Genomic DNA, 26,564 nt, shown 5'->3' on the forward strand with positions numbered 1-26,564 from the left:
TTCAGAGCCTCTTGTACGCGGTGGCGATTTTCTCATCCTTCTTTACGCCGAGCGAGGCGAGCCAGAAGAAGATCGGTTCGGGAAGCAGCATAAACAGGCCGCTGCCGGGCGCGAAGCTGACCGACGTCGATTGCGTTTCGAGGTACTGTTTCAGGAAGTGCCCACCTACAAGCCCGGCAAGCAGGTCGGCTACGAACAGCACGAAACAGAGCACGATGAGCGTCTGCTGGAGCTTTCGTTTGTTGAACAGAAAAATGGTGACCAGTGCCACGATGCCGGTGAGGGGCGAAAGAATGCCGCCCGCAATGCTTCCGGCGGAGACGATCATTCCCGCGCCATCCACGCTGGTGAAGTCGCCGAACAGCACGACGGTATTGGTCGTAAAGACCCAGAACGGAAAGGCCATGCTGAAAAAGGCGAGCAGCGCAGCGATCAGAAGATAAAGGCTTTGGATTCTGCTTAACATAGTCGTTCAGAGTTTGCACTTGATCCGGCAGGCGTCGTTTCAAGATCGCGCCGGAAGAAGTTGGATTGAGGTTCAGGGCATTTGCCTGAATATACGGAAATCACGATTTCGTCCGGCAATGCTGTGCGATGTCGCGGGTGATAATAACGGTAGCTCCGAGTCGGGCATTGACATACCCTGCGGCCTTTTCTCCGGTCTTTTTCAGTTGCGTAGCATCTTCGACGAATGTGGTAAGCGCTTGCCGGAGTTCGGATTCATCGCAGACAACCTTGGCCGCTCCGGCGTCAATGAGCCCTGCGGCCTCAGGGGAGTTGCCGTAGCGCGGCCCGAAGAGCACCGGAATGCCGTGCACGGCCGGTTCGATAGTGTTGTGCACGTTCACGCCGAAGCCGCCGCCTACGTAAGCGATCGATGCGATGGCGTACAACTCGGCGAGGTAGCCGACCTGATCGACGACGAGCACCTGCTTTGCCGGGTCGAAGGTTTCGCCCATCTCCGAAATGGTCACGGCGTCGATATTTTGCTGCCGGAGGAACTGCATCAGCCGCTGGATGTTCTCCCGATCAACCTTGTGCGGCACCAGCACGAGACTGAGTTTCGTGCGAAGCAAAAGCCATGCTGGCACGAGAATCGCTTCGTCCGGCTCCCAGGTGCTTCCGCCGACCAGCACCGGTCTGTCGCGGAACAGAGGGGTGAGGCGCGCCGCGCGCTCGTCGCTTTTTTTCTGTCGCTCGAAGACCTGATCGAATCGAGGATCGCCCGCAGTAAAGACCGTCCGGCAGCCAAACCGGTTCTGGAAGGTTTCGCGGTCGTTGCCATCGATGGTGTAAATAGAGTCAAACAGCGCAAAAATCTCCCGGTAAAAGCCACTGAGGGCGGGCTTCAGATAGGGAGAACCCGGCGGGAGCGCGGCAGCGGCAAGGATCATTCTCGCGCCGCTTTTCTTGATGGCTTCGAGGTGATTCGGCCAGAAGTCGTAGCGCATCAGCATGAAAATATCCGCGCCGATCATGTCGGCCAGCCTCCGCGCGTTCTGCGGTGTGTCGAGCGGCAGGTAGAAGACCGCCGCCGCGTCGGGGTAGTGCTTGCGGGTCTCATAACCCGAGTCGGAGAAAAAGGAGACCACGACGTCCAGATCCGGCAACTGCTGCCGGAGTTCTGCGATGATCGGGCGGGCCTGTTCGAACTCGCCGACTGACGAGGCGTGAACCCAGAGGCGGCATTTGGGTTCCGGCAACACGTTCAGTCGCGTTTGAAGCTCTTCAAACAGGTTTGCGCGCGCCTCGGCAAAGGTCTTTAGCCTCGGCTTGCGCGACGCCAGCAGCCGGAGCAGATGCGGTTGAAGCGGAGAGAGAAACCGGTATGCGGCGAGGGCGAGTGAAGCCATGATTTTTTTGATGGATAGATGCTATGCTCAAGGTAATAAAAAAAGTGCAAGGCGCGGGATGGCAAGCTGATGCTGCAATTCCGGTTCGGTGTTTTTTACATTGATGAGAGCAGCAAACATCAATACCGAAATACAGGAACATGCCGTTTTGCCAGCTTGAACATACCGCCGATCTGTGCTTCGAGGTGACCGCCGGGAGCTTTGCCGAGCTGCTCGGCGAGGCGTTGCGCGCCATGACGGAGTGGATCGGGCCGGAGTGGGGGACGGAGCAAGTCGAGCGCCCGTTCAGGATCGATGCGCCCGATCGCACGGCCGTGCTGGTCGATCTGCTCAACGAAGCGCTCACGCTCTCCCAGATTCATCGCGAAGCGTACGACGCGCTTGTCATCCGGTCGATCAGCGCCACGTTTGTCGAAGGCTCCTTTGTCGGCAAATCCATCAGCGGTGCGCGGGACGAGATCAAGGCGGTGACCTATCATGGCGCGAAGGTCGAAGAGCGTGCCGATGGTTCGTGGATGGCAATGGTGCTGATGGATATCTGATGGACGGCAGAAGGGTTTTCGTGGGGTTGCCTACGAGTCGTGACCTGGCTGAAGCGGCGATGGAGTTCCGGCAGTCGCATCGTGAACTGAAGGTGCGCTGGGTCAAACCGGAAAATCTGCACCTCACGATGGTGCCGCCGTGGCCGTGCGTCGATGTCGATGCGGTTTGCCGCGCCTTGCAGGACGAGGCCACGCGGCAAGCGCCTTTCGAGGTCACGTTCGAGCGCGTTTCGTTTGGCCCCGATTCGCGTCGCCCGAGGCTTGTCTGGGCTACCGGAAAAGCGCCCACCGGGATGCCGGAGTTTTCCGGAAGGCTTCTCGCGGCGTCAGGAGCGCCGGGAGAGTCCCGCAAGTCGTTCCTTTTGCATCTGACCATCGCCCGGTTCAATTTGCGCGATTACGGCACGATGGGCGTCCGCAAACTGCGTGAACAGGTGGTGTGGACGGGCACGCTCGATTCGCTCTGTCTCTACGAATCAATCCTCAAACCCGGCGGCGCCGAGTACCGTGAATTGTGCCGGTTCACGCTGACGGGTGGGGCGTTTTGAGTTCGACGTTTGCTCTCTTTAAAAAAGAAATTCTTCTTTGGCAGAATAAAATCGTATCATGATGCCCGATTAACGATGATTCGATCTGTTTGCGTTTTCTTTGCTTTGTGTGCAAACCTGATCGGTCAGGTGTTTTTGTGATGTGGTGATGATGCCAAGAAAGAGCCAGGAAATCCGGCTGAGTTAGCCATTTTCCTGCTGATTGCGATGGATCGATGGCGGGAACCCTCCTGCCACAGGACTGATGTGAGACCCCTCTTCATTTCTCTTCTTTCCAGCATTACGGCCACGTACGCCCCGCGAAAAGGGCTTTTTACGGGCACGGTAACGACGTGGCAAGCAAGTTGCTTACGACGTGGCGGTGCTTTCATTAATGACATGGAAAGAGACTATGAACGAGCAAGAACAGCAAGAGCAATCTTTGAACTTCCGCAGCCTCCAACTGGCTGAACCTCTGCTTCAGGCACTTGAAGCGGTTGGTTATGAAACTCCGACTCCCATTCAGGCCAACACGATTCCGTTGCTTCTCGAAGGCCGCGACGTGCTGGGCCAGGCGCAGACCGGCACCGGAAAGACGGCGGCGTTTGCGTTGCCGACGCTTTCCAATATCGATCTTTCGTTGAGCGATCCGCAGGTGCTTGTGCTCGCCCCGACCCGCGAACTGGCCATTCAGGTGGCCGAAGCGTTCCACACCTACGCCGAGTTCATGCCGGACTTTCACGTGTTGCCGATCTACGGCGGGCAGGATTACGGTGTGCAGATCCGGATGCTCAAGCGCGGCGTGCACGTCGTGGTCGGTACTCCGGGCCGCGTGATGGATCACATGCGCAAGGGCACGCTGAACCTCGACGGTTTGAAATGCCTGGTGCTCGACGAGGCCGATGAGATGCTTCGTATGGGCTTTATCGACGATGTCGAGTGGATTCTCGACCAGACCCCGGAAAGCCGCCAGGTGGCGCTTTTCTCGGCAACCATGCCGCAGCCGATTCTGCGCATCGCCCGCAAGTATCTGAAGGCTCCGGCTGAAATCACCATTCAGGCCAAGACCACGACGGTCGAGACGATTCGTCAGCGCTACTGGATGGTCGGTGGCCACCACAAGCTCGACGCATTGACGCGCATTCTCGAAGTGGAGCCGTTCGACGGCATCATCATCTTCGTGCGCACCAAGACCGAGACGGTGAACCTTGCCGAAAAGCTTCAGGCGCGTGGCTATCTGGCTGCCGCCCTGAACGGCGACATGGTGCAGTCGGCTCGCGAGCGCACCATCGAGCAGCTCAAGGATGGCACGCTGAACATCGTTATTGCCACCGACGTCGCCGCGCGCGGCCTCGACGTCGATCGCATCAGCCACGTCATCAACTACGACATTCCGACCGACACCGAATCTTACGTGCACCGCATCGGCAGAACCGGCCGTGCCGGGCGCAGCGGCGAGGCGATCCTGTTCGTTTCACCGAGAGAGCGCGGGATGCTCTTCGCCATCGAGCGAGCCACCCGCAAGCGCATCGACAAGATGGAACTGCCCTCGACCGAGACGGTCAACGACAAGCGTATCGCCAAGTTCAAGCAGCGCATTACCGATACCATCGCTGCCGAAGACCTTGAGTTCTACGTCAGCATGATCGGGCAGTATTGCCAGGAGCATGACGTTTCCGAGCTCGAAGCTGCCGCTGCACTGGCCAAGCTGATGCAGGGCGACGAGCCATTCCTGCTTTCTCCGAAGCCCGAGCGCGAACGCCGGGAGCGCCGCGACGAGCGTGAGCAGCGCAACGACCGGGAGCCACGCCGCGATTCGTTCCGTGACGACGACCGCCACGAGCGCGAGCCGAAAAAGCAGCGCAAGGGCGGGCTCTACTCCGACGAAAAGATGGAGACCTACCGCATCGAAGTGGGCAGGATGCACGATGTCAAGCCGGGAAATATCGCCGGGGCGATCATCAACGAGATCGGTCTCGATCCCGAAGCGGTCGGACGCATCACCATCAACGAGCAGTACAGCACGGTCGAGCTTCCAGCGGGAATGCCGAACGACGTGTTCCAGGAGCTCAAGAAAGTCAGGGTTTGCGGACGCCAGCTCAGGGTCTCGAAAATGGATGAGCATCAGGGTGGTTATGGCGACCGTCAAGATCGTGGATTTGGTGGCGATCGCGGTGGTAACCGCAGCTTTGGAAAAGATCGCGGCGGCGACCGCAGTTTTGGTGGCGACCGCAAAAAGAGCTTCGGCAAGTCTTCGGGAGGACGTCAGAAAAAGGATGGTAAACCATTCTTTACAGGCTTTTCTTCCGGCAGAAAAAAGAAGCGCATGGGCGACTGATTGATATTTGCCATTTGCCCGGTTCAAGAGTTGAAAGCCTGACGTTATGGTGACATCGCGTCGGGCTTTTTGCTTTTCCACACCGGGGCTTCGTACATTTTAAAAAGGCTCTTGGCTCATCCGGTCTGCCGGAAAACCGGTTCATCAAAACACGGGGGCGATCATGGAAATTGAATTCTACGGGGCGACGAAAAGGGTGACGGGTTCCTGTCACATTTTGCGGGCTGGCGGCTACACGGTGCTGCTCGATTGCGGACTGGTGCAGGGGAGCCACGACGTTGAGGTGCTGAACCGTGAGCCTTTTCCGTTTGAGCCTTCCGACATCGATGCCGTGGTGCTCAGTCACGGCCATATCGACCACTCAGGACGCCTGCCGCAACTGGTCAAACGGGGCTTCAAGGGGCCGATCTACACCCATCACGGCACGATCGATCTGTGCAGAGTTCTGCTCAGGGATTCGGCGATGCTTTCAGAGCACGACGCCCGGTTCATGCGAAAGCACGGCCATCAGCATGCCGAGCCGCTCTACACGGTCGATGAGGCGCTGCAATGCGTCAGAAACATGACCGGCGTGGGCTACGGCGAGCGGCGCGAAATTCTGCCGGGCATTGCCGTGACGCTCTATGATGCGGGCCACATTCTCGCTTCGGCGTTCGTCAAGCTTGAGATCACGGAGGGCGAAAACACTCGCACCGTGGTGTTCAGCGGCGACCTCGGCCAGTACGATTCGCCGATTCTCAACGATCCGGAAGCTATCGGTCAGGCCGATACGGTGATCGTCGAAAGCACCTACGGCGACCGGCTGCACCGCGATTTCGACAAGACTGTGACCGAGCTCGGCGAGATCATCGAAACGGCATGTCGCGACTGCGGCAACATCTTGATCCCAGCCTTTTCAATCGGCCGCAGCCAGGAGTTGCTCTACCTGTTCGGCGAGCATTACAAAGAGTGGGGGCTTGACAAATGGCAGGTGTTCCTCGACAGCCCGATGGCGATCGAGGCGAGCCGCATTTACTGGCATTACGAAGAGTTGTGGGATGCGGAGGCGCGGCTTTTCCGCAGTCAGATGCGAAGGATGCCGCCTGTCGATAACCTTCATATGACCCGCACGGTGGAGGAATCGATGAAGATCAACGAACTCCATCAGGGGGCCATCATCATCGCAGGCAGTGGCATGTGCAACGGCGGCCGCATCCTGCATCATCTGAAACGCAATATCGAACGCTCCGAGTGCCACCTCATCATCACCGGCTTTCAGGCCGAAGGCACGCTTGGCAGGGAGATCGTGGCTGGAAACAAGGAGGTGTCGCTGCACGGGAGAATGTATCGCGTGCAGGTGCAACTGCACACGGTCGGCGGCCTGTCGGCGCATGGCGATCGCGCCGACCTCCTGCGCTGGCTGAAGACAAGGGCCGGGTCGCCGAAGGTGATGATCGTGCATGGCGAAGATGGAGCCAAGCAGTCGTTCCAGGGGTTTCTGCACGACGAACTTGCCGTTGACGCGCTCATTCCGCAGCCCGGCGACCGGCTCGATCTGCTCTCGAACGTGCTAAGCCGGGCGGAGTCTGAATAACATATTCAATACCAATGACCATCAAGACCATTCACGAACTGGTTCCCGTTCTGCAAACCGCCATAGGCCCGGTGATTCTGATCTCCGGGCTCGGTCTGCTCTTGCTCACCATGTCGAACCGCCTGGCGAGAATCATCGACCGCTCGCGAGAACTGTTGGAGCAGGGGGACCGGCTGTTCGGCGTGGACAAAAGCCGCATCGACCGCGAAATCGATGTGCTCTGGAGGCGTGCCCTTTACGTGCGGAGCGCCATCATGCTGGCTGTGGCAAGTTGCCTCGGTGCGGCCACGCTCATCATCCTGCTTTTTCTCACCAGCCTGTTGCATTTCGATCTGCCGTTGCTGGTTTCGATCGTGTTCATCATCAGCATGATCTGCCTGATCGTCTCACTCGTGCTGTTTCTCTTCGATGTAAATCTCACACTTTCAGCACTCCGTATCGAGTTCGAGGGGCATCAGAAGAAGAATGGATAGTTGACAATTGACAATTGACAATTGATAGTTGATAATGGGGTGAGAGAGGGTTTTTCTCGAAACACATCGACAATTACCAATTATCCTTTATCCTCCAAGTCCACAACGGCCACTGTCAGTTACCTTTCTTCTTGTAGGTTCCCATCATTACCGCTTCACTGAGGATATGGCCTTGCATCGCGGCTTCGATGTCGGCTTTGAGTGGTGAGAGCATGTCGTCGAGCACGGTGTCGAGCGCGTAAAGTTTGAAAAAGTAGCGATGGGTGCCGATGGGCGGGCAAGGGCCTCCGTAGCCTCCACGGTTCCAACTGCTGAATCCTTCCAGCATTCCGGCCTCGGCAGGCCGATTTCCAGCTCCTTCCGCAAGTTCCGTTGTCTCCGGAGGAATGTTGTAGAGTACCCAATGCACCCAGGTGAATTTTGGGGCTGCCGGGTCGGGTGCGTCCGGATCGTCTACAATGAGCACGAGGCTTTTGGTGCCTTTGGGCAGGTTTTTCCAGGCGAGTGGTGGTGAGATGTTCCGGCCTTCGCAGGTGTATTGTTCCGGGATTGGTTCTCCATGTCGGAATGCCGGTGAGGTAAGTTCAAAGGTCATGGCTCCTCCTTTCTGAGCGGCGTTGAGCGTGGTGGGCATCAGCGTCAGTATTGCGATGAATGCGGCCAGCATGGCGCGGATTATGGGCAGGTTCATCATGGCAATGGTGTGTTGTTGCATTTCCGGTTGCACGGCCTGCCGGATGGCGGCTTTTCACAGGAACGCTTACCCTTGGCTGTTGGTTCAGGTTACTTACTCGTTGTCACGTCAAGAAAGCCTCAGTGGAGCCGGTGATGAAACGATCGTCGATCAGGGAAATTGAAGAGCGGCTGTGGGAAATTCCACGTTCGTACCGGAGCGATATGCGGGTTCCGGCGCGCTTTTACGCTTCCGAGGCGATGCTCGACCAGATTCTTGCCGACCGCTCTCTCGAACAGCTTGTAAATGTGGCGACCCTGCCGGGCATCGTCGGCTACGCGCTGGCTATGCCGGACATTCACGAAGGGTATGGCTTTCCGATCGGGGGAGTGGCGGCGTTCGATCTTGACGAGGGGGTCATTTCGCCGGGCGGTATCGGTTACGACATCAACTGCGGCGTTCGCCTCCTGGCTTCCAGTGAACGCTTCGAGGAGCTCCGCGACAGCATCGGAGAGCTTGCAAGGGAGATTTACCGGCAGGTTCCTTCCGGCGTTGGGCATGGCAACCAGATCACCTTTTCATCGAAACAGCTCGATCAGGTGCTTCGCGATGGAGCGCCTCGCATGGTTGAGTTTGGGTACGGAGAGCCGGAAGACCTCGGCCACATCGAGTCGGGTGGCGTGCTCGATGCGGCTGATGCGTCGAAGGTTTCCGAGCACGCAAAGCAGCGGGGACGGGATCAGCTCGGCACGATGGGGGCGGGTAACCACTTTGTCGAGATCGACCGGATCGACACGATTTACGACTGCGATGCTGCTGGGCGCATGGGGCTTTTCGAGGGGCAGGTGGTCATTCAGCTCCACACCGGCTCACGTGGACTGGGCCACCAGATTGCCACCGATTTCATCCGCGTCATGAATCGCGCGATGCCAATGTACGGTATCACCGTGCCCGACCGCGAACTGTGTTGCGTGCCGTTCCGCTCCGCCGAGGGTCAGGAGTACTTCAGCGCCATGTCTGCTGGAGCAAACTTCGCGTGGTCGAATCGTCAGCTCATCACATGGGAGATCCGTCAGGCGTGGAAAGCGGTCATCGGCAGTTCGCCATTGCGCGTGGTCTATGACGTGGCGCACAACATCGCCAAGGTCGAAACCCACGAAATCGATGGCCAAAGCCGCCAGCTTCTCGTGCACCGCAAGGGGGCGACCCGCGCCTTTCCAGGCCAGCCGGTGATTATTCCCGGCAGCATGGGAACGGCGTCTTTCGTGCTGGAAGGCGCGCCTGCTTCGATGCGTGAAAGCTTCGGCTCGTCGTGCCACGGCGCCGGGCGGCGGATGTCGAGGAAGAAGGCCAAGCATCTGGTGCAAGGCGGTCAGCTCAGGCGGGAGCTTGAAGCGATGGGCGTTTCCGTGCAGGCCGGGTCACTGGCGGGCCTCGCTGAAGAAGCGCCGCGGGCCTACAAGGATATCGACGATGTTGTCAGCACGGTCGTGTCGGCTGGCATCGCCCGTAAGGTTGCCAAGCTGGTGCCGGTGGGGATTATGAAAGGGTAGGGTGCAGTTGATAGTTGACAGTTGATAGTTGGCGAAGAAAAAACTTTAAGGGCAGTACGCCCATCATTTCGATGGATGGGGAGTTACTCCTAACAGGCTGCATGACCGCCGCTCATTATTGTCAACTGATTTTACCCTCTCGGGTGGAATGTTCTGTGTACTTCCTTGACGAACGAGCGGTCGATGTGGGTGTAGATCTGGGTGGCGATGATGGAGCTGTGGCCGAGCATCTCCTGAACGGCGCGCAGGTCAGCCCCGCCTTCGAGCAGGTGGGTTGCGAAGGAGTGGCGGAAGGTGTGCGGGCTGATCGGCTTTTCGATGCCGGCGATGATGGCGTGCTGGCGCACGATGTTCCACGCGGACATGCGCGAGAGTTTGCCGCCGCGTGAGTTCAGAAAGAGCACATCCTTCGACGTTGCGCTGACCATGCCGGGTCGAAGCTCTTCAAGATAGCGCTTGAGCCATTTCGTGGCGTTTCTTCCCACAGGCACAAGCCGCTCTTTGGAGCCTTTGCCGAAGACCCTGATGAATCCCTCATCCAGATACAAATTCAATTTGCCCAGACCGATCAGTTCGCTGACCCGGATGCCGGTGGCGTAGAGCAGTTCGAGCATCGCTTTGTCGCGCAGCATGAAGCTGCCGGGCGGGTGTCGCCTGAGCGGGGCTTCGAGCAGTGCCATCATCTCCTCGACGGTCAACACCGAGGGCAGGGTGCGCGCGAGTTTTGGCTGGTGGATATTTTCGGCAGGATTGGCTTGCGCGATTCGCTCGGCGAGCAGGAACTTGTGGTATGAGCGGATGGCCGAGATGTTTCGTGCAACCGAGCTTGCTTCGAGGCCAATGTCGTGCAATTCTTCGATGAACTGCCGGATGTGGTCGGGCGTGGCTTCTTCGGGCTTCACCTGTTGCCCCTGCAAATGGGCGAGGTAGCGTCCGAGGTCGTTCAGGTAAGACTCTCTGGTGTTGCCTGAAAAGTTGCGCTCGATGGTGAGGTAGTTCAGAAAGGTATCGAGCGTTCCGCGCCACGGTTCTTGAAGTGCGGGCATTTTCAGCTCTCCGTTTTCCGGAAACGTACGGCAAAACCTCCGTCGAACCCTTCGTGTGCGCCGGGCAACGTCAGTCGCGATTGTTCAGCTACGAACTCGGGGTGGCGTTTCAGGAAGGCCTCGGCCTGCTGTTCGTTCTCCTCGGGTTCGACCGAGCAGGTGGCGTAGACGAGCACGCCGCCGGCCGGGAGCAGCGAAGCTGCGTGGTCAAGCATCGCGGCTTGCAGCTCGACCAGCTCCCAGAGCTTTTCGGGCGTGGTGCGCCAGCGCAGCTCAGCGCGGCGGCCCAGCACGCCGGTGCCGGTGCAGGGCGCGTCGAGCAGGACGGTATCCACAGCCCCTTCCAGCTCGAACGTCAGCGCGTCGCCCTCTCGCGGCTCGATGATGGTGATGCCGAGTGCCTGCGCATTCGATGCGAGGCGTTCGACTTTGGCGGGCGTGCGGTCGAGGGCGATGATGCGCCCGCGATTCTGCATCAGTTCGGCCATGAAGGTCGATTTGCCGCCCGGCGCGGCGCATAAATCGACCACCGTGCTGCCCGGTTGCGGTGCAGCGAGCAGGCAAGCGAGTCCCTGCGTCGGGTTTTGTACGCTGACGACGCCATCTCGCAGCAGCGGCTCCATGCGGTCGAATGACTTCGAGAAAAAGAAGCTGCCGAGCCCTTCGTCGTCTGAAACCCGCTTCGCATCCGAAAGCTCAGGTGTGGCGAGCAGCGTCTCGGGATCGGACTTCAGCAGGTTGATCCGGTAGGCGGTTGCGGGCGGCTGGTTCCCGTAGGCGAGCATCTTTGCAGCGGTTTCAGCTCCGTAGTTGGCGATCCATCGGCTGGTCAGCCACTCCGGGTAGGAGTACAGGATCGACAGTCGTTTGGCTTCGGGCAAGTCGGCCGTCCAGCCTTCCAGATCGATTGTCGCCTTCGAGAGGTTGCGCAACAGGCCGTTGACCAGCTTTGCCAGATGTTCGCCCTTGAATTTGCGGGCGAGTTTGACCGATTCGTTCACCGCTGCCGAGCGGGGCACGCGGTCGAGGTGCAGGAGCTGGTACACGCCAAGCCGCAGGATGTGCTTGAGCACTTCGGCGGCCTTCGCATAATCGTGCCGGTAAAATCGTTCGATCACGAAGTCGCATTGCAGCCGGTATTTCAGGGTGCCTGCAACCAGCTCTCGCGCAAGCGCACGGTCGTTTCGCTCAAGGCTGGAGCGTTCGAGCATCCGGTTGAGCAGCTCTTCGGATTTCTTCATTCCGTCGAGGTCGATGAGGACGCGGAGGGCGATTTCACGTGCGGTCATAGGCGGAGAATGCTGGGCGGTGTTTTTCCTGAAAGCGGGTGGCAACTGCTTGTAAAATAGCATCCCCTGTCGTAGATTCCTGAAACTTGAACGTTCTTTTTCAGATTTCGAGCTATCATCCAGAAAGGCGGAGGGACTGGCCCTGCGAAGCCTTGGCAACCTTCATATCACCTATGAGAGGTGCCAAATCCATCCCGGAGGAATTCCGGGAAAGATGATGTATGCATCCCCGTTGAGTTCATACTTCTCTTCATCGCTTCCCCTCGGTATAACCGATCCCTCACTTACCCCTGCTGCGCGAGAGCTTCAAACCATCGATTTTTAGCCATGACCAAGGACAACAGCTACCGGTTCGAGACTTTGCAGGTCCACGCCGGTCAGGAGCCCGATCCGGTGACCGGATCGCGAGCGGTGCCGATTTACCAGACCACGTCGTATGTGTTCGAGAATGCCGAGCACGGGGCCGATCTGTTCGCGCTTCGCAAGCCGGGCAACATCTACACGCGCCTGATGAACCCGACCACCGATGTGCTCGAAAAGCGCATGGCAGCGCTCGAAGGGGGCAAGGCGGCCCTCGGCGTGGCGAGCGGCCACTCGGCGCAGTTCATCACCATCGCCACCATCTGTCAGGCGGGTGACAACATCGTTTCGTCAAGCTCTCTGTACGGCGGCACCTACAACCAGTTCAAGGTGGCGTTCAAGCGTCTCGGTATCGAGGTGAAGTTCGTGGACGTCAACGATCCGGAGGCGTTCAGGCGTGCTATCGACGAGAACACCAAGGCGCTGTACATGGAGTCGATCGGCAACCCGGCGTTCAACGTGCCCGATTTTGACGCGGTGGCCGCAATCGCGCGCGAGAACGGGATTCCGCTTATTGTCGATAATACCTTCGGCTGCGCGGGTTATCTCTGTCGCCCGATCGATCACGGCGCGTCCATCGTCGTCGAGTCGGCTACGAAATGGATCGGCGGGCACGGTACCTCGATGGGTGGTATCATCGTCGATGCGGGCACGTTCGACTGGGGCAATGGCAAGTTTCCGCTCTTCACGGAGCCTTCGGAAGGGTACCACGGTCTGAAGTTTTACGAAGCGGTCGGCGATCTGGCCTTCATCGCGCGGGCGCGGGTCGAGGGGCTGCGGGACTTCGGCCCGGCGATCAGCCCGTTCAACTCCTTCATGCTGTTGCAGGGCCTCGAAACCCTCTCGCTCCGCGTTGAGCGTCACCTCGACAACACGCTCGCATTGGCCCGCTGGCTCCAGTCGCACGACGCGGTCGCTTGGGTGAACTATCCGGGTCTCGAAAGCCATCCGACCCACGAGCTGGCCAAAAAATACCTCACGCACGGTTTCGGTTGCGTGCTTACCTTCGGTGTGAAGGGTGGCTACGAAAAAGCGGTGAAATTCATCGACAGCGTGAAGCTGGCCAGCCACCTGGCCAACGTTGGCGACGCCAAGACGCTGGTGATTCATCCCGCTTCGACGACGCATCAGCAGCTCAGCGCCGAAGAGCAGAAGTCGGCGGGCGTGACTGAGGACATGGTTCGCGTGTCGGTCGGCATCGAGCATATCGATGACATCAAGGCTGATTTCAGCCAGGCATTCGAGAATTTAGCATGACCCAGATGGAGTATATACCGATCATTTCCGACAGTACCAGCTCCTTCAAATCATACGATCCTTTCCCGCTCGAACTGGGTGGAGAGCTGCCGGAATTGAAGATTGCCTATCGAACCTGGGGCACGTTGAACGCACAGAAAAGCAACGTCATTCTCGTCTGCCACGCCCTGACCGGCAACGCCGATGCAGATAGCTGGTGGCGCGGCATGTTCGGCGAGGGCAAGGCTTTCGACGAGACGAAGGATTTCATCATCTGCAGCAACGTGATCGGGAGCTGCTACGGCTCGACCGGGCCGCTGTCGCTCAATCCGAAGAGCGGCAAGCGGTACGGGCCAGATTTCCCGCGCATCACCATTCGAGACATGGTCGCCGCGCAGCGCCTGCTGTTGCAGTCGTTTGGTATCGAGAAGATCAAGCTCGTGATCGGCGCGTCGCTTGGCGGGATGCAGGTGCTCGAATGGGGCGCGATGTATCCGGAGATGGCCGGGGCGCTGATGCCGATGGGCATTTCCGGCCGCCATTCGGCGTGGTGCATCGCGCAGAGCGAGGCGCAGCGGCAGGCGATTGCCGCCGATGCGGAGTGGCAGGGCGGCTGGTACGATCCGGCCCAGCAGCCGCGCAAAGGGCTCGCCGCCGCGCGGATGATGGCAATGTGCACCTACCGCTGCTTCGAGAACTATGAGGAGCGATTCGGTCGTGAGCAGCGCGAAGATGGCCTGTTCGAGGCCGAAAGCTACATGCGCCATCAGGGCGACAAGCTGGTCGGACGTTTCGACGCCAACACCTACATCACTCTCACCAGAGCTATGGATATGCACGATCTCGGGCGTGGCAGAGAGTCCTACGAAGCGGCGCTCGGAGCATTCACAATGCCGGTGGAGATTCTTTCCATCGATTCGGACATCCTCTACCCCAAACAGGAGCAGGAAGAGCTCGCTCGTCTGATTCCGGGTTCACGTCTGCTTTTCCTCGACGAGCCCTACGGCCACGATGCTTTCCTGATCGACACCGACACGGTAAGCCGTATGGCCTGTGAATTCAAGAGGCAGTTGATAGTTGACAATTGACAGTTGATAGTTGATAATGAAAGAGGCGCGGTGTTCCCGCGCCTCGCTTTCTTGTCTATCCTTTCCACGTCGTCCACTTTTTACTCAATCACGTCGAATCCAGTGTACGGTCGCAGAACCTCCGGCACCATAATTTTGCCGTCGGCGGTCTGGTAGTGTTCGAGCAGTGAGACCATCAGGCGTGAGGTCGCCAGTCCGGAGCCGTTGAGGGTGTGCACGAACTCCGGTTTGCCTTTGCCTCCCGGTTTGAAGCGAATGTTCGAGCGGCGTGCTTGGTAGTCCTCGAAGTTCGAAACGCTCGATGCTTCGAGATATTTGTTCTCGGCGGGCGACCAAACCTCGATGTCGTAGCACTTGGCTGCGTTGGCGCTGATGTCGCCGCTGCAGAGCGTGATGACACGGTAGGGGATCTTCAGCGCGCAGAGAATTGCTTCGGCATGGCTGAGAATCTCTTCCAGTGCTTCGTACGATTTTTCAGGGCGGGTGAAGCGTACCATCTCCACCTTGTTGAATTGGTGCACCCGCAGGAAGCCGCGAGTGTCCTTCCCGTAGCTGCCAGCCTCGCGGCGGAAGCAGGCCGAGTAGGCGGCATAGGCGATAGGCAGCTTGTCGTCTTCGAGCATCTCGCCGCGATGCAGGTTCGTTACCGGCACTTCGGCGGTCGGGATGGCGTACAGGCCGTCCTCGGGCATGTGGTAGACCTGGTCGGCGAACTTGGGCCACTGGCCGGTGCCCCTGAGCGACTCCTTGTTCACCATGAATGGCGGAAACACCTCGGTGTAGCCGTGGTTCGCGGAGTGAGTGTCGAGCATGAAGTTGATGAGCGCACGTTCAAGCCTTGCGCCTTTACCGGTATAGACCGGAAAGCCCGCGCCGGTGATTTTTGCGCCGCGTTCGAAGTCGAGCAGGCCGAGGCTTTTGCCAAGTTCCAAGTGATCCTTGACCGGAAAATCCAGATTGTGCTCGAACGAAACCGGGCCTTTGTAGAGGATATTTTCATCAGCGGAACGTCCTTCAGGGACGCTTTCGTGCAGCTTGTTGGGCAGGGTGAGCAGCAACTCCTCAATCTCGCCTTCAAGCGTTGAGAGGCCAAGATCAAGATCGGCAATCTGATCAGAAACCTCCTTCATCTGACTGATCAGCTCTTCGCCCGATCCCTGACCGGTGCGCTTGATGTTGGCGATCTCTTTGGAGACGCGGTTGCGCAGCGCCTTCAGGTCGTCGGTTCGCTGAACCATCGCCTTGCGCTCTGCATCGCGTTCAAGCAGGCGGTCAACCTTTGGCGCGTCGTCGCTCTGCTGACGGCGTCGCAGCATCTCTTTTACTTCTTCCGGATTCTGACGGATATAAGAAATATCGAGCATGGTTTTTCGGCAAATGGTGGTTAGGCTGAGAGGATGGCTTTGACGAGGTTCTGGACTTTGCCGCCGTCGGCTTTGCCCTTGAGCGCTTTCATGGCCAGGCCCATGACCTTGCCCATATCTTTCATCGACGCGGCGCCTGTCTGGGTCACGATGTCGCGAATCGCGGCTTCTACCTCTTCGTCGGAAAGCTGTTTCGGAAGGTATTCCTCAAGCACCGCCAGTTCAGCAGCTTCGTTTTCGGCCAGATCGGGACGGTTGCCCGCCGTGAACTGCTCGATGGCGTCACGCCGCCGTTTGGCAAGCCCCATCACGACTTCAAGCTCCTGCTCTTCGCTGAGCTCACCTTTGCCGCCAACCCTGATCGAGACCTCTTTTTCCAGCAGCGCGGCGCGGATTGAGCGAATGGTATTGAGGCGGGTTTTATCGCCGCTTTTGAGCGCCTCTTTCATTTCCCGGTCGATTCGTTCCTTGAGACTCATGGTGATGGTGTGTTCAGTGGTGATTGCGTTGAAGAACCTGAAGATAAGAGGAATAATTGATAATTGACAATGGTCAATTGACTAATGCAGGATGCCCCGTCTGGCTTATCCAGTGCGTCTATCTCGTTCACTTGTTTCTTCTACAGATCTCCAGCGGTGGGGCGTAGCACGATCTCCTCGACGGTTGTTCTCGCTGGCTGGAAGTAGGCTTGCACGATTGGAGTGGCAATGTCTTCAGGCCTCATCATCACCGCTTGCATCTCATCGCTTACTTCTCCCCACATCGGGGTTACGACGGCTCCAGGCATGACGTCGGTGATCCTGACGTTGCACTTTCTTGCATGCAGGCGCAGGGCTTCCACCAGTCCTCTCTGGCCAAATTTGGACATACTGTAGATGGACGATGTTTCAAAAGCTTTTTCAGCAGCCACCGAGGTGATGAAGAAAATGTGGCCGGAGCGTCTCTTTTGCATGGATGCGAAAAGCATCTGGGTGAGGAAAAAGGTTCCTTTCAGGTTGGTGTTCATCGTGGCGTCGAAATCCTCTTCGGTCAACTCTTCGAGCGGTTTGAAGCGCCCGACTCCCGCATTGTTGACCAGGCAGTCGATGGTGCCGTAACGATTGATGATATGATCGGCCAATTGACGCACCTCATCGATTTTCGACAGGTCTGCTGTTATAATGTCGGTCTCGGCACCTTCGGCTGGGCATTCACGCGCAAGAGCATCCAGGTCGTTTCGGGTTCGTGAAGAGAGTACCAGCACTGGTTCAAAATCCGGATTATACTTCGCGGCTTTGGCGAATTCAAGGGCGATCGCTCTGCCGATTCCTTTGCCTGCACCTGTGATGAGAATGATATGTTTCATAATTACGAGCAGATGATAGGGGTTTATATACTTTTGGAGTAAAATAGACGGGAGTTTGTGCGGGTATTGCGCTAATTGACGAAATATTCTATATTAGTGAGTAAATTCACTGTTAATATTAACCTTAAGGTGTCATCATGGCTAAAAGTAAAGTTAAGTGGTTTGATGGCAAAAAAGGGTACGGTTTTATCCTGAATCCGGATGGGGGAGAAGATATTTTTGTCCACTTTTCAGCCATCATTTCCGATCAGAGTTTTAAAGTTTTGAATCAGGACTCTGAAGTCGAGTATGAACTTGACAAAACGCAGAAAGGTCTTCAGGCTAAGAGTGTCCGTGAACTTTCATCTCCGGACATGACCGTCACTCCGCTGAACCCCGCTGTAAACGAGGTTCAATCGAATTAAAACTGGTGTCTAACCGAGATCGTTTCAGACAGTTTCCCAGACTGCTTTTCAGGAAATGACTCTCATCTGAGGTATCCGGTTCACAGCCAGGTTCCCTCTCCTCAGAATTGCCAGCATGTTGTCATTAAGAAGAGTAATTGTTCAGAGCAGTGAGTGATCCCTGAAGCTGAACCAGTCGTCGTTTCCCACGATGACATGGTCCAGCAGCGCTATCTGGAGCAGGTCGCCTGATTTTTTCAGAATCGAGGTGACCTGTTTGTCGGCGTTGCTTGGCTGCACATCGCCAGATGGGTGGTTGTGCACCAAAATGATAGAGTGCGCACTCTGGCGAATCGCTGCTTTGAAGATCTCTCTTGGATGGATGAGCGAGGAGGTCAGCGTGCCTACGGTAACGGATTCGTGACTGAGAATCCTGTTTTTCGTGTTGAGGAACAGGACGAACAGGTGCTCTTTCGATTCGTCGGGAATGCGCCCCTGCATGTACTCAAACACATCTTGCGCACCCTGTATTTTCCGGTTTATGTTTTTTGCAAAACGGATGCGGCGGTGCAGTTCAAAGACGGCTGCGATCTGCATGGCTTTGGCTTGGCCTATGCCCGGTATTTTTTGCAGTTCATGAAGCGAAAGATCAGCGAGGCCTTCGAGGCTGTGCTCTGCAATGAGCTGGTTGCAGGTATCGATAATATTGAGGTTCGGTGTGCCCGAGCGCAGGATAAGTGCCAGCAACTCTGCCGGGCTCAGGGCTTCCTTGCCGGAGCGGAGAAAACGTTCTCTGGGCCGGTTGTCCGGGTCGATGTCGTGAATTCGCATGAGTGTCCTGTAGGGGTCAGGAGTGTGAAATTACTTGCAAGATAAGGCGTTATCGGCGAGAAATGCAAATGGGAAGGCTCGCTGTCAGCGAGGGGGATGCTGACAGCGGAAGTTCTTCGGATCAGCTGTTCCGGACGGCTTCTTCGGCTGGAACGGCTGTGGTTGCCTTCGAATGGTTTGTGAAGAGGTAGTAGTTCAGGCTGTCTTTAAGCGCCTGAAGACTGGCCTCGATGATGTTGGTCGAGACGCCGACCGTGCCCCAGGTGGTCTGGCCATCGCTGGTTTCGATGAGTACCCTCACCTTGGCGCTTGTTCCCTGCTTCTCTTCGAGTACGCGAACCTTGTAGTCGATCAGCTTGATCGTACGGATTTCGGGGTAGAAACCTCGAAGCGCTTTGCGCAGCGCCTTGTCGAGTGCGTTGACCGGGCCATCGCCGTCCGAGACGGTCATCTCGACTTCATCGCCGACGGCAACCTTCAGCACAGCCTGATCGACGGCCCGTACATCAAGGCCGTTTTCGATGTGTACCTTCGATTCCAGCACCTCGAAATAGGGGCTGAACTGGCCAAGCTCGCGGCGCAGGATCAGTTCAAACGAGGCTTCGGCTCCGTCGAACTGGTAGCCCTGGTGTTCAAGCTTCTTGATTTGATTGACCAGGTTTCTGAACAGGGAGTTGTCATCAGGCAGCGGAATGCCGAGTTCCTGCGCCTTGTAGCGGATGTTGCTCTGCCCGGCAAGTTCGGAGACCAGCACGCGCTGGCGGTTGCCGACCAGTGCCGGATCGATATGCTCGTAGAGCGAACTCTCCTTCATCACCGCGCTGACGTGGATGCCGCCTTTGTGCGCAAAGGCTGATTTGCCGACGAACGGCGCCTTGGAGTCAGGCGGGAGGTTCAGGATTTCATACACAAACTTCGACATCGAGGTGAGTTGCTTCAGATCCCGCACATTGCTGAACTCACTGTCGAGCTTGAGCATGAGGTTCGGGATGATGCTCACCAGATTGGCGTTGCCGCAACGCTCGCCGATGCCGTTCATGGTGCCCTGCACCTGCGTGGCTCCAGCCCTGACCGCTTCGATGGAGTTGGCTACGGCCATGTCGCTGTCGTTGTGCGCGTGAATACCTACCGGCACCGAAACGATTTCACGCACCCGCTTGACGATCTCCGTCACCTCGTGCGGCATCGAGCCGCCATTGGTATCGCAGAGCACGATGCGGCTTGCACCGGCCTCGACTGCCGCGTTGATCATTCGTTCGGCAAAAGCTGCGTTGTCTTTCCAGCCATCGAAAAAGTGTTCGGCGTCGAAGAAGACTTCGCGCCCCTCTGCGACGAGAAACTGCACCGAACGGTAGATCAGTTCCGCATTTTCGTCATCCGAAAGTCCGAGCCCCTTGGAGGAGTGTGCCTTCCAGGTTTTACCGAAAATGGTGATGACCGGCGTTTCGGAGCCGATCAGTCCGAGCAGGTTCGGGTCGCCTTCGATGTTGTCCAGCGCGCGTGCCGTCGAGCCAAAAGCAGCCATGCGGGCATGGCGCAGGTTGAGCTTTCTGGCTTTCAGGAAGAACTCCTCATCTTTTGGATTGCTGCTTGGCCAGCCGCCCTCGATGTAGTCCACGCCGAACTCGTCGAGCCGCTCGGCGATCAGGAGCTTGTCCTGAACCGAAAGATTGATGTGTTCACCCTGCGTGCCGTCACGCAGGGTGGTGTCGTACAGTTCGATTGTCATCGTGTTCTCATGCCTCAGAGCTTGATGCCATGAGGTCGTTTTTCCTTGCGTATTCAAAAATGCCGCCCGCCTGCACGATGTTCACGACGTCACCCAGCGGCCTCAGCTCGTAGGTGATGTTCTGCGTGAGGTTGGTCAGCGTGTTCTTTTCCATATCCAGAGACAGCTCGTCACCGGTCATGACGGTTTTATTGAGCTGCTGGGTGGTCTCGTAGGGAATAACGAAACCGCCGTCCACACAGTTGCGGTAGAAAATCCTCGCGTAGGATTCAGCAATAATCGCTTTTGCCCCGGCGACTTTCAGCGCGAACGGTGCGTGCTCCCTCGAGGAGCCGCAACCGAAGTTCGGGCCGCCGATGATGAACGAGTAGGGCGACGTGAATTGACCCTCTTCGACGAACGGAATCTTGCCTTCCGGCAGGCCTGCCTGCTCAAGCGGGACGCCGGAGAGTGCGTATTTGCCGTACAGCTTCACCTCTTCCGGATCGGAGAGGCTGTAGACCAGATGCTCGGCCGGAATGATCTGGTCGGTATCGATATTCTTGCCGAGGACGTAGGCTTTACCCTGTATGATGGTATCCATGATGTTCTCTTTGTCAGTTTCGTTGGATCAGAGGAAGTCCCTCGGATCGGTAAGTTTGCCGGTTACAGCCGAGGCTGCCGCCGTCAGCGGGGAGGCCAGATAGACGCCAGCCATCTTGCTGCCCATGCGACCAGGGAAGTTCCGGTTGGTGGTCGAAACCACGACGTCGTTATCGACCGAACGTCCGACTGTGTCGGAGGGGCCGCCGAGGCACGCCGCGCACGAAGGCAGGGCGATGTTGCAGCCAGCCTCCTCGAAAATATGGCGCAGCGTTTGGCCGTCGTACATCTCGTTTTCAAGCTGCGAGGCCACGAGCACGGTCGCCGGAACGATGTTGGTCGTTACGGCGACTTTTTTGCCCTTGAGAATCTTTGCCGCGAGCCTGAAGTCGGTGATCTTCCCGCCGGTGCAGGAGCCGATGTACGATTTGGTGATCGGCGTGCCGGCCACGCTGCGCACGGTAGCGCGATTGTCCGGGCTGTGCGGCTGGGCGACGACCGGTTCGAGCTTCTCGACGTTGTAACGGTACATGCTGTGGTACTGCGCGTCGGGATCGCTCTGGAAGATTTCGTACGGCTTGCTGGTGCGCGCCTTCACGAACGCTTCAGTGACCGCATCGGCTGCGATGATGCCGTTCATGCCGCCAGCCTCGATGGCCATATTGCAAAGCGTCATGCGCTCGTCGATGGGCAGCGAATAGACCGCCTCGCCGTCGAACTCCATGGCGCGGTAGGTTGCGCCGTCCGTGCCGATGTCGCCGAGGATCTGCAGGATCAGGTCTTTTGCCGTCAGGTACTCGGGCATCTGGCCCTCGAAGGTGAACTTCATCGAATCGGGCACCTTTTCCCAGAGCTTGCCGGTACCGAGGATGAAAGCTGCGTCGGTGTTGCCGATGCCGGAGCCGAACATACCGAACGCACCCGAGGTGCAGGTGTGCGAGTCGGTGCCGAACAAGACGGTGCCGGGGAGGTTGAAGCCCTCTTCGGCCAGTGCCACGTGGCAGACGCCGCGGTAGCGGTCGGTGCCGACGTCATAGTAGTTTGGCAGATGCTGCTCGGCAGCAAACTTGCGCAGCAGGTCGATGTTGCGGTGCGCGTGTTCGTTGGCCGTAAAGATATAGTGATCGGGAAGCACCACCACCTTTTCCGGGTCCCACACTTTGGCGTCCGGGCCGAACTCCTGCTTGAAAATATCGAAAGTCGGTGGTCCGCAGACGTCGTGCGTCAACAGGACATCGACATTGAGCCATACGCTCTGGCCGGGATCGACGAACTTGCGGTTCGCCGCTTTGGCGAAAATTTTCTGGGTTATCGTTTGTGCCATGATCTGAAAGATTCCGTTATCGGTATTGCCTTTCCTGATTGAAATTGAAAAGCCGGTGGCCTACAGAGCCCCGGCTTTTCAGTCCGTCAGTCATTGCTGTTCGGACTTGCTCTGTTACTTTTTCGACGCCTTTACGGTCAAATTCGGGCGACGATGGCTTCGGTCATCTCGGTGGTCGAAGAGATAGCCTGACCCGGCGCGGCGATATCGCCCGTGCGCATTCCAGCCGCAAGCGCACCCTCGATGGCTGCGTAAATATCAGCCGCCACTTCCGGTCTGTTGAAGCTGTTCTCGAACATCATGGCCACCGATGCGATGGTGGCGATCGGGTTGGCCTTGTTCTGACCGGCGATGTCCGGAGCGCTGCCGTGGATCGGTTCGTAGAGCGCATGTTCCGAGCCGACGCTGGCCGACGGCAACATGCCGAGGCTACCGGTGATCATGCCGGAGATGTCGCTCAGGATGTCGCCGAAGATGTTGCCGGTCACGATGACCTCGAATTGCTTCGGATTGCGCACCACCTGCATGGCGGCGTTGTCAACGTACATATCCACCAGCTCGATTTCCGGGAAATCCTGATGCACTTCGTGCACGATGTTGCGCCAGAACTGCGAAACTTCGAGCACGTTGGCCTTATCAATCGAGGTCACCTTGGCGTTGTCGCGCTTCTGTGCGTACTCGAAGGCCAGACGTGCGATGCGCTCGACCTCGTGGCGTTCGTACACCATCGTGTTCCAGCCGCGAGCTTCGTCGTAGCCTCTCGGCTGGCCGAAGTAGATACCGCCGGTCAGTTCACGGAAGACCATAAAATCGGTGCCCTGCACCACTTCGCTTTTCAGCGTCGATGACGACACGAGAGCGTCATACACCTTTGCCGGGCGAAGGTTTGCGAACAGGCCGAGCTCTTTGCGGAGTTTCAGCAGGGCCGCTTCGGGTTTTTTGTCGTGCGGGAGGTTCTCCCATTTGTAGCCGCCGACCGCACCGAGCAGCACGGCGTCGCAGTTCTTGCACGCTTCGAGCGTCTCGTCGGTCAGCATGGAGCCGTGCACGTCGTAGGATGCACCGCCGAAGAGGTGCTCCTCGATTTCGACTTCAAAGCCGTGCTTTTTCGCAACTGCGTCGAGAACGGCAAGAGCGCCAGCCACCACTTCGGGTCCGATGCCGTCGCCGGGTATTGATACAATTTTATACATGGCTCTCCTCTCTTACTTCTTTTTGAGCCAGCTCATCATGCCGCGCAGCTTCTCGCCGACCTTCTCGATCGGATGGTTGCGGTTGCTGTCACGCAGCTCGTTGAGTTTCTTGTAGCCACCGTTGCACTCGTCGATGAACTCTTTGGCGAAGCGGCCGTCCTGGATCTCTTCGAGGATTTTCTTCATTTCGGCTTTCGCGGCGGATGCGACGACGCGCGGGCCGCGGGTCATGCCGCCGTATTCGGCGGTGTCGCTGACCGAGTAGTTCATGCGGGAAAGGCCGCCTTCGTAGTAAAGGTCAACGATGAGTTTCAGCTCGTGCATGCACTCGAAGTAAGCGAGTTCGGCAGGGTATCCGGCTTCGGTCAGGGTCTCGAAACCAGCCTTGATCAGCTCGGCAGAGCCACCGCAAAGCACGGCCTGCTCACCGAACAGGTCGGTTTCGGTTTCGTCCTTGAAGTTGGTCTCGATGACGCCGGCTTTGGTGCCGCCGATACCACGCGCCCATGCAAGCGCAATCGCTTTTGCGTCGCCGGTAGCATCCTGGTGCACTGCGATGAGGCACGGCACGCCGTTGCCTTCGGTGTAGGTGCGGCGAACGAGGTGACCGGGGCTCTTCGGAGCGATCATGATCACGTTCACATCGGCCGGAGGCACGATCTGATTGTAGTGAATATTGAAGCCGTGGCCGAAAGCGAGCGTTGCGCCCGATTTCAGGTTCGGTGCGATTTCGTTGTCATAGACGCTTTTCTGGGTCTGATCCGGCAGGAGAATCATGACGATATCGGCCCACTTGACCGCTTCGGCGACTGTATCAACCTTCAGACCGGCCTCGCGAGCTTTGTCGCAGGAGGCGCTGTCGGTGCGCAGACCGACGCAGACGTTCATGCCGCTGTCCTTCAGGTTCAGTGCATGGGCGTGGCCCTGGCTGCCAAAGCCGAGGACGGCGATATTCTTGTTCTGCAGTACCGCGAGATCGGCATCCTGCTCGTAATAGACGTTCATTGACATTTGCGTAATGTTCGTATTGACTGGTTAGACATATAAAAAATCAGTGTTCTCCGCGGTGTATGGCAACCGCGCCTGACCGGGCGAGTTCCCGGATGCCGAACGGCCTGAAAAGGTCGATCGCCGTGTTGATCTTGTCCGGCGAACCAATGACCTCAATAGTAATGGATTTTTGCTTTATATCCACGACTTTTCCCTTAAAAACGTTGATCAGCTCGAAAATCTCGGTGCGCGAGCTCGTGTTGAGTTTCAGGCTCATCAAGAGCAGTTCGCGCTCCACATGGGGCTGATGGGTCAGGTCGGTCACCTTGATGGTATCGACCAGCCGGTTGAGCTGTTTGAGCACCTGGCTGACGATCCGGTCATCTCCCCGGGTGACGATGGTCATACGCGAGATTTCGGTGTCTTCGGTCTCGCCGATGGAGATGCTTTCAAGGTTGAAGCCGCGGGCGCTGAACATGGCGGCCACCCGGTTCAGGGTGCCGAATTTGTTCTCGACCAGAACGGAAATAATGTGTTTCATAGAAGTGCTTAAACCATTGTTTTTGGATTCAGCCTGGCCAGCAGCATGTCGGAGATCGACGCGCCGGCGGGCACCATCGGGAACACCATATCCTTGCGGATAACCTTGAACTCGACCAGAATCGGCCCATCGTTGTAGGCGAGCGCTTCATCGATGGCCTTCTTTGCCGACTCCGGATTATCGGCGCGCAGAGCCTTGCAGCCGAATGCTTCGGCGACTTTGACGAAGTCGGGGTTGCTCTCCTCCAGATCGGTGAAGGTGTACTTCTCCTGGTGGAACAGCTCCTGCCACTGGCGCACCATGCCGAGATAGCTGTTGTTGATCAGGAAGAGCTTGACCGGCAGCTTGTTGTGCACCGCCGTGACCAGCTCCTGAATGTTCATCATCAGGCCGCCGTCACCGGTGAAGAGAATCACCGGGCGGTCGGTGACGCCGAATGCTGCGCCGATGCAGGCCGGCAGGCCGTAGCCCATCGTGCCGAGTCCGCCACTGGTGATGATCGAGCGCGGTTCAGTGAACTTGTAGTACTGCGCCGTCCACATCTGGTGCTGGCCGACGTCGGTGATGATCACGGCGTGGCCGTTGGTCTTTTTGGAAACCTCGTCGATGACGAACTCGGTCTTGAGCGAATCGGGCTCGATGGTGTAATCCATCGGGCACTGCTTGCGCCAGCCCTCGATCTGGTCGAGCCATTCGCTACGATCCTCTTTTCCTTTGGGCATCGCTTCAAGCAGCGAGGCGAGGAAATCCTTCGAGTCACCCACGACCGGCAGATCGACCTTGATGTTTTTATCGACGTTGGTCGGGTCGATGTCGTTGTGGATGATGTGGGCCTGCGTGGCAAAGGTGTCAATTTTGCCGGTGACGCGGTCGTCAAAACGCGCACCGACAGCGATCAACAGGTCGCACGAATTGACCGCCTGGTTAGCCCAGTAGGTGCCGTGCATGCCCAGCATACCCATCGAGAGCGGATGGTCTCCGGGGAACGCGCCGAGGCCGTTCAGGGTCATGGTGACCGGAATTTGCTGCTCGATGGCCAGCTTGCGCAGCTCTTCTGATGCTTCAGCTGTGATGATGCCGCCGCCGACGTAGAAGAGCGGGCGCTTGGCCTTGGCAATCATTTTGGCTGCCTTCTGCACCTGGTTGGTGTGGCACTTGATGGTCGGCTTGAAGCCGCGGATTTCAACGCTCTCCGGCCACTCGAAGGTGCAGATCGCGTTAAGCACATCCTTCGGCATATCGACCAGCACAGGGCCGGGACGTCCGTGAGTGGCCAGGAAAAAGGCCTTGCGGATGGTCGAGGCCAGCTCCTTCACATCCTTGACCAGAAAGTTGTGCTTGGTGATCGGACGGGTGATGCCGACGATGTCAGCCTCCTGGAATGCATCGTTGCCGATCAGCGAGCTTGGCACCTGGCCAGTGAAAACCACCATCGGCGAGGAGTCCATGTAGGCGTTGGCGATGCCGGTGACCGTATTGGTCGCGCCGGGGCCGGAGGTGACCAGCACGACGCCGGGTCTGCCGGTGGCGCGGGCATAGCCCTCGGCCATGTGGGTCGCGCCCTGCTCGTGGCGAACGAGGATGTGTTTGATGTCCTCGACATCGTGCAGGGTTTCGTAGACCTTCAGCAATGCCCCGCCGGGGTAGCCAAAGATGTAGTCGACGTTTTCACGCCGCAGGGACTCGAAAAATATTTCGGATCCGTTCAGTTTCTCTCCATTTGTATGCATG

General features: G+C 57.8%; 25 protein-coding genes and 1 riboswitch. Of the genes, 9 read left to right on the plus strand and 16 right to left on the minus strand.

Going from position 1 to position 26,564, the window contains the following annotated elements; translation table 11 throughout:
* Position 1: 1 nt before the first annotated feature.
* Positions 2-466: a DUF4293 domain-containing protein gene (locus CPAR_RS03120; protein WP_012501863.1), complete on the minus strand. Its 465-nt coding sequence runs from the start codon at positions 464-466 to the stop codon at positions 2-4.
* A 100-nt stretch (positions 467-566) separates the two neighbouring features.
* Positions 567-1,853, minus strand: coding sequence for a 3-deoxy-D-manno-octulosonic acid transferase (locus CPAR_RS03125; protein ID WP_012501864.1), 1,287 nt, complete (start codon positions 1,851-1,853; stop codon positions 567-569).
* A 140-nt stretch (positions 1,854-1,993) separates the two neighbouring features.
* Between CPAR_RS03125 and CPAR_RS03130 the strand changes: the two genes are divergently transcribed.
* From CPAR_RS03130 to CPAR_RS03150, 5 genes are all read left to right on the plus strand, one after another.
* Positions 1,994-2,395: an archease gene (locus tag CPAR_RS03130; RefSeq protein ID WP_012501865.1), complete on the plus strand. Its 402-nt coding sequence runs from the start codon at positions 1,994-1,996 to the stop codon at positions 2,393-2,395.
* Complete coding sequence (thpR, locus tag CPAR_RS03135) at positions 2,395-2,943, plus strand: RNA 2',3'-cyclic phosphodiesterase (RefSeq protein WP_012501866.1); 549 nt, start codon at positions 2,395-2,397, stop codon at positions 2,941-2,943. The genes CPAR_RS03130 and thpR overlap by 1 nt, the downstream gene beginning before the upstream one ends.
* A gap of 391 nt (positions 2,944-3,334) precedes the next feature.
* A complete protein-coding gene (locus tag CPAR_RS03140; RefSeq protein WP_041466114.1) occupies positions 3,335-5,260 on the plus strand; it encodes a DEAD/DEAH box helicase in 1,926 nt (641 codons plus the stop codon).
* 163 nt (positions 5,261-5,423) lie between these two features.
* Positions 5,424-6,833, plus strand: coding sequence for an MBL fold metallo-hydrolase RNA specificity domain-containing protein (locus CPAR_RS03145; protein WP_012501868.1), 1,410 nt, complete (start codon positions 5,424-5,426; stop codon positions 6,831-6,833).
* Between the two features lie 14 nt (positions 6,834-6,847).
* The gene (locus CPAR_RS03150; protein WP_012501869.1) at positions 6,848-7,306 is read left to right on the plus strand and encodes a DUF2721 domain-containing protein; all 459 of its coding nucleotides are present in this window, start codon (positions 6,848-6,850) and stop codon (positions 7,304-7,306) included.
* A gap of 115 nt (positions 7,307-7,421) precedes the next feature.
* Here the strand turns inward: CPAR_RS03150 and CPAR_RS03155 are convergent, their stop codons facing one another.
* Entirely contained in the window at positions 7,422-7,901 is a 480-nt protein-coding gene (locus CPAR_RS03155; RefSeq protein ID WP_041466252.1) for a YbhB/YbcL family Raf kinase inhibitor-like protein, read from the minus strand.
* A gap of 233 nt (positions 7,902-8,134) precedes the next feature.
* Here CPAR_RS03155 and CPAR_RS03160 point away from each other — a divergent pair, with 233 nt between their 5' ends.
* Positions 8,135-9,532 carry an RtcB family protein gene (locus CPAR_RS03160; RefSeq protein WP_012501871.1) on the plus strand — a complete coding sequence of 466 codons (1,398 nt, stop codon included), beginning with the start codon at positions 8,135-8,137 and terminating at the stop codon, positions 9,530-9,532.
* Positions 9,533-9,663: 131 nt separating this feature from the next.
* Here the strand turns inward: CPAR_RS03160 and xerD are convergent, their stop codons facing one another.
* Together xerD and rsmB are read right to left on the minus strand one after the other, a co-directional pair.
* Entirely contained in the window at positions 9,664-10,578 is a 915-nt protein-coding gene (gene xerD, locus CPAR_RS03165; protein WP_012501872.1) for a site-specific tyrosine recombinase XerD, read from the minus strand.
* Positions 10,579-10,580: 2 nt separating this feature from the next.
* Positions 10,581-11,867 carry a 16S rRNA (cytosine(967)-C(5))-methyltransferase RsmB gene (gene rsmB, locus CPAR_RS03170; protein ID WP_012501873.1) on the minus strand — a complete coding sequence of 429 codons (1,287 nt, stop codon included), beginning with the start codon at positions 11,865-11,867 and terminating at the stop codon, positions 10,581-10,583.
* Between the two features lie 112 nt (positions 11,868-11,979).
* Positions 11,980-12,088: riboswitch (SAM riboswitch) on the plus strand.
* Positions 12,089-12,194: 106 nt separating this feature from the next.
* Here rsmB and CPAR_RS03175 point away from each other — a divergent pair.
* On the plus strand, positions 12,195-13,484 hold the full coding sequence (locus CPAR_RS03175; protein ID WP_012501874.1) for an O-acetylhomoserine aminocarboxypropyltransferase/cysteine synthase family protein: 1,290 nt from the start codon (positions 12,195-12,197) through the stop codon (positions 13,482-13,484).
* Positions 13,481-14,551, plus strand: coding sequence for a homoserine O-acetyltransferase MetX (metX, locus tag CPAR_RS03180; RefSeq protein WP_012501875.1), 1,071 nt, complete (start codon positions 13,481-13,483; stop codon positions 14,549-14,551). The genes CPAR_RS03175 and metX overlap by 4 nt, the downstream gene beginning before the upstream one ends.
* 80 nt (positions 14,552-14,631) lie before the next feature.
* On the opposite strand, the gene serS is transcribed toward metX, so the two are convergent.
* From serS to CPAR_RS03195, 3 genes are all read right to left on the minus strand, one after another.
* Complete coding sequence (gene serS / locus CPAR_RS03185) at positions 14,632-15,915, minus strand: serine--tRNA ligase (RefSeq protein ID WP_012501876.1); 1,284 nt, start codon at positions 15,913-15,915, stop codon at positions 14,632-14,634.
* 20 nt (positions 15,916-15,935) lie between these two features.
* Positions 15,936-16,394 carry a GatB/YqeY domain-containing protein gene (locus CPAR_RS03190; protein ID WP_012501877.1) on the minus strand — a complete coding sequence of 153 codons (459 nt, stop codon included), beginning with the start codon at positions 16,392-16,394 and terminating at the stop codon, positions 15,936-15,938.
* A gap of 140 nt (positions 16,395-16,534) precedes the next feature.
* Positions 16,535-17,260, minus strand: a complete 726-nt coding sequence (locus CPAR_RS03195; RefSeq protein WP_012501878.1) for an SDR family oxidoreductase — start codon at positions 17,258-17,260, stop codon at positions 16,535-16,537.
* A gap of 137 nt (positions 17,261-17,397) precedes the next feature.
* On the opposite strand from CPAR_RS03195, the gene CPAR_RS03200 reads away from it, so the two are divergent.
* Positions 17,398-17,664, plus strand: a complete 267-nt coding sequence (locus tag CPAR_RS03200) for a cold-shock protein (RefSeq protein ID WP_012501879.1) — start codon at positions 17,398-17,400, stop codon at positions 17,662-17,664.
* A gap of 141 nt (positions 17,665-17,805) precedes the next feature.
* Here CPAR_RS03200 and radC read toward each other — a convergent pair whose 3' ends face one another.
* From radC to ilvB, 8 genes are all read right to left on the minus strand, one after another.
* Positions 17,806-18,474 (minus strand): RadC family protein, encoded by a 669-nt coding sequence (radC, locus tag CPAR_RS03205; protein WP_012501880.1) that lies wholly within the window; start codon positions 18,472-18,474, stop codon positions 17,806-17,808.
* A gap of 121 nt (positions 18,475-18,595) precedes the next feature.
* The gene (cimA, locus tag CPAR_RS03210) at positions 18,596-20,203 is read right to left on the minus strand and encodes a citramalate synthase (RefSeq protein WP_012501881.1); all 1,608 of its coding nucleotides are present in this window, start codon (positions 20,201-20,203) and stop codon (positions 18,596-18,598) included.
* A 7-nt stretch (positions 20,204-20,210) separates the two neighbouring features.
* The gene (locus CPAR_RS03215; RefSeq protein WP_012501882.1) at positions 20,211-20,786 is read right to left on the minus strand and encodes a LeuD/DmdB family oxidoreductase small subunit; all 576 of its coding nucleotides are present in this window, start codon (positions 20,784-20,786) and stop codon (positions 20,211-20,213) included.
* A gap of 27 nt (positions 20,787-20,813) precedes the next feature.
* Positions 20,814-22,109 (minus strand): 3-isopropylmalate dehydratase large subunit, encoded by a 1,296-nt coding sequence (locus tag CPAR_RS03220; protein WP_012501883.1) that lies wholly within the window; start codon positions 22,107-22,109, stop codon positions 20,814-20,816.
* Positions 22,110-22,246: 137 nt separating this feature from the next.
* Positions 22,247-23,302 carry a 3-isopropylmalate dehydrogenase gene (leuB, locus tag CPAR_RS03225; RefSeq protein WP_012501884.1) on the minus strand — a complete coding sequence of 352 codons (1,056 nt, stop codon included), beginning with the start codon at positions 23,300-23,302 and terminating at the stop codon, positions 22,247-22,249.
* Between the two features lie 12 nt (positions 23,303-23,314).
* Entirely contained in the window at positions 23,315-24,307 is a 993-nt protein-coding gene (gene ilvC / locus CPAR_RS03230) for a ketol-acid reductoisomerase (RefSeq protein WP_041466115.1), read from the minus strand.
* 46 nt (positions 24,308-24,353) lie between these two features.
* Positions 24,354-24,833 (minus strand): acetolactate synthase small subunit, encoded by a 480-nt coding sequence (gene ilvN, locus CPAR_RS03235; protein ID WP_012501886.1) that lies wholly within the window; start codon positions 24,831-24,833, stop codon positions 24,354-24,356.
* A gap of 8 nt (positions 24,834-24,841) precedes the next feature.
* Complete coding sequence (gene ilvB / locus CPAR_RS03240; RefSeq protein ID WP_012501887.1) at positions 24,842-26,563, minus strand: biosynthetic-type acetolactate synthase large subunit; 1,722 nt, start codon at positions 26,561-26,563, stop codon at positions 24,842-24,844.
* Position 26,564: the final 1 nt, after the last annotated feature.

The sequence above is a fragment of the Chlorobaculum parvum NCIB 8327 genome, assembly GCF_000020505.1.
Classification (GTDB): Bacteria; Bacteroidota; Chlorobiia; order Chlorobiales; family Chlorobiaceae; genus Chlorobaculum; species Chlorobaculum parvum_A.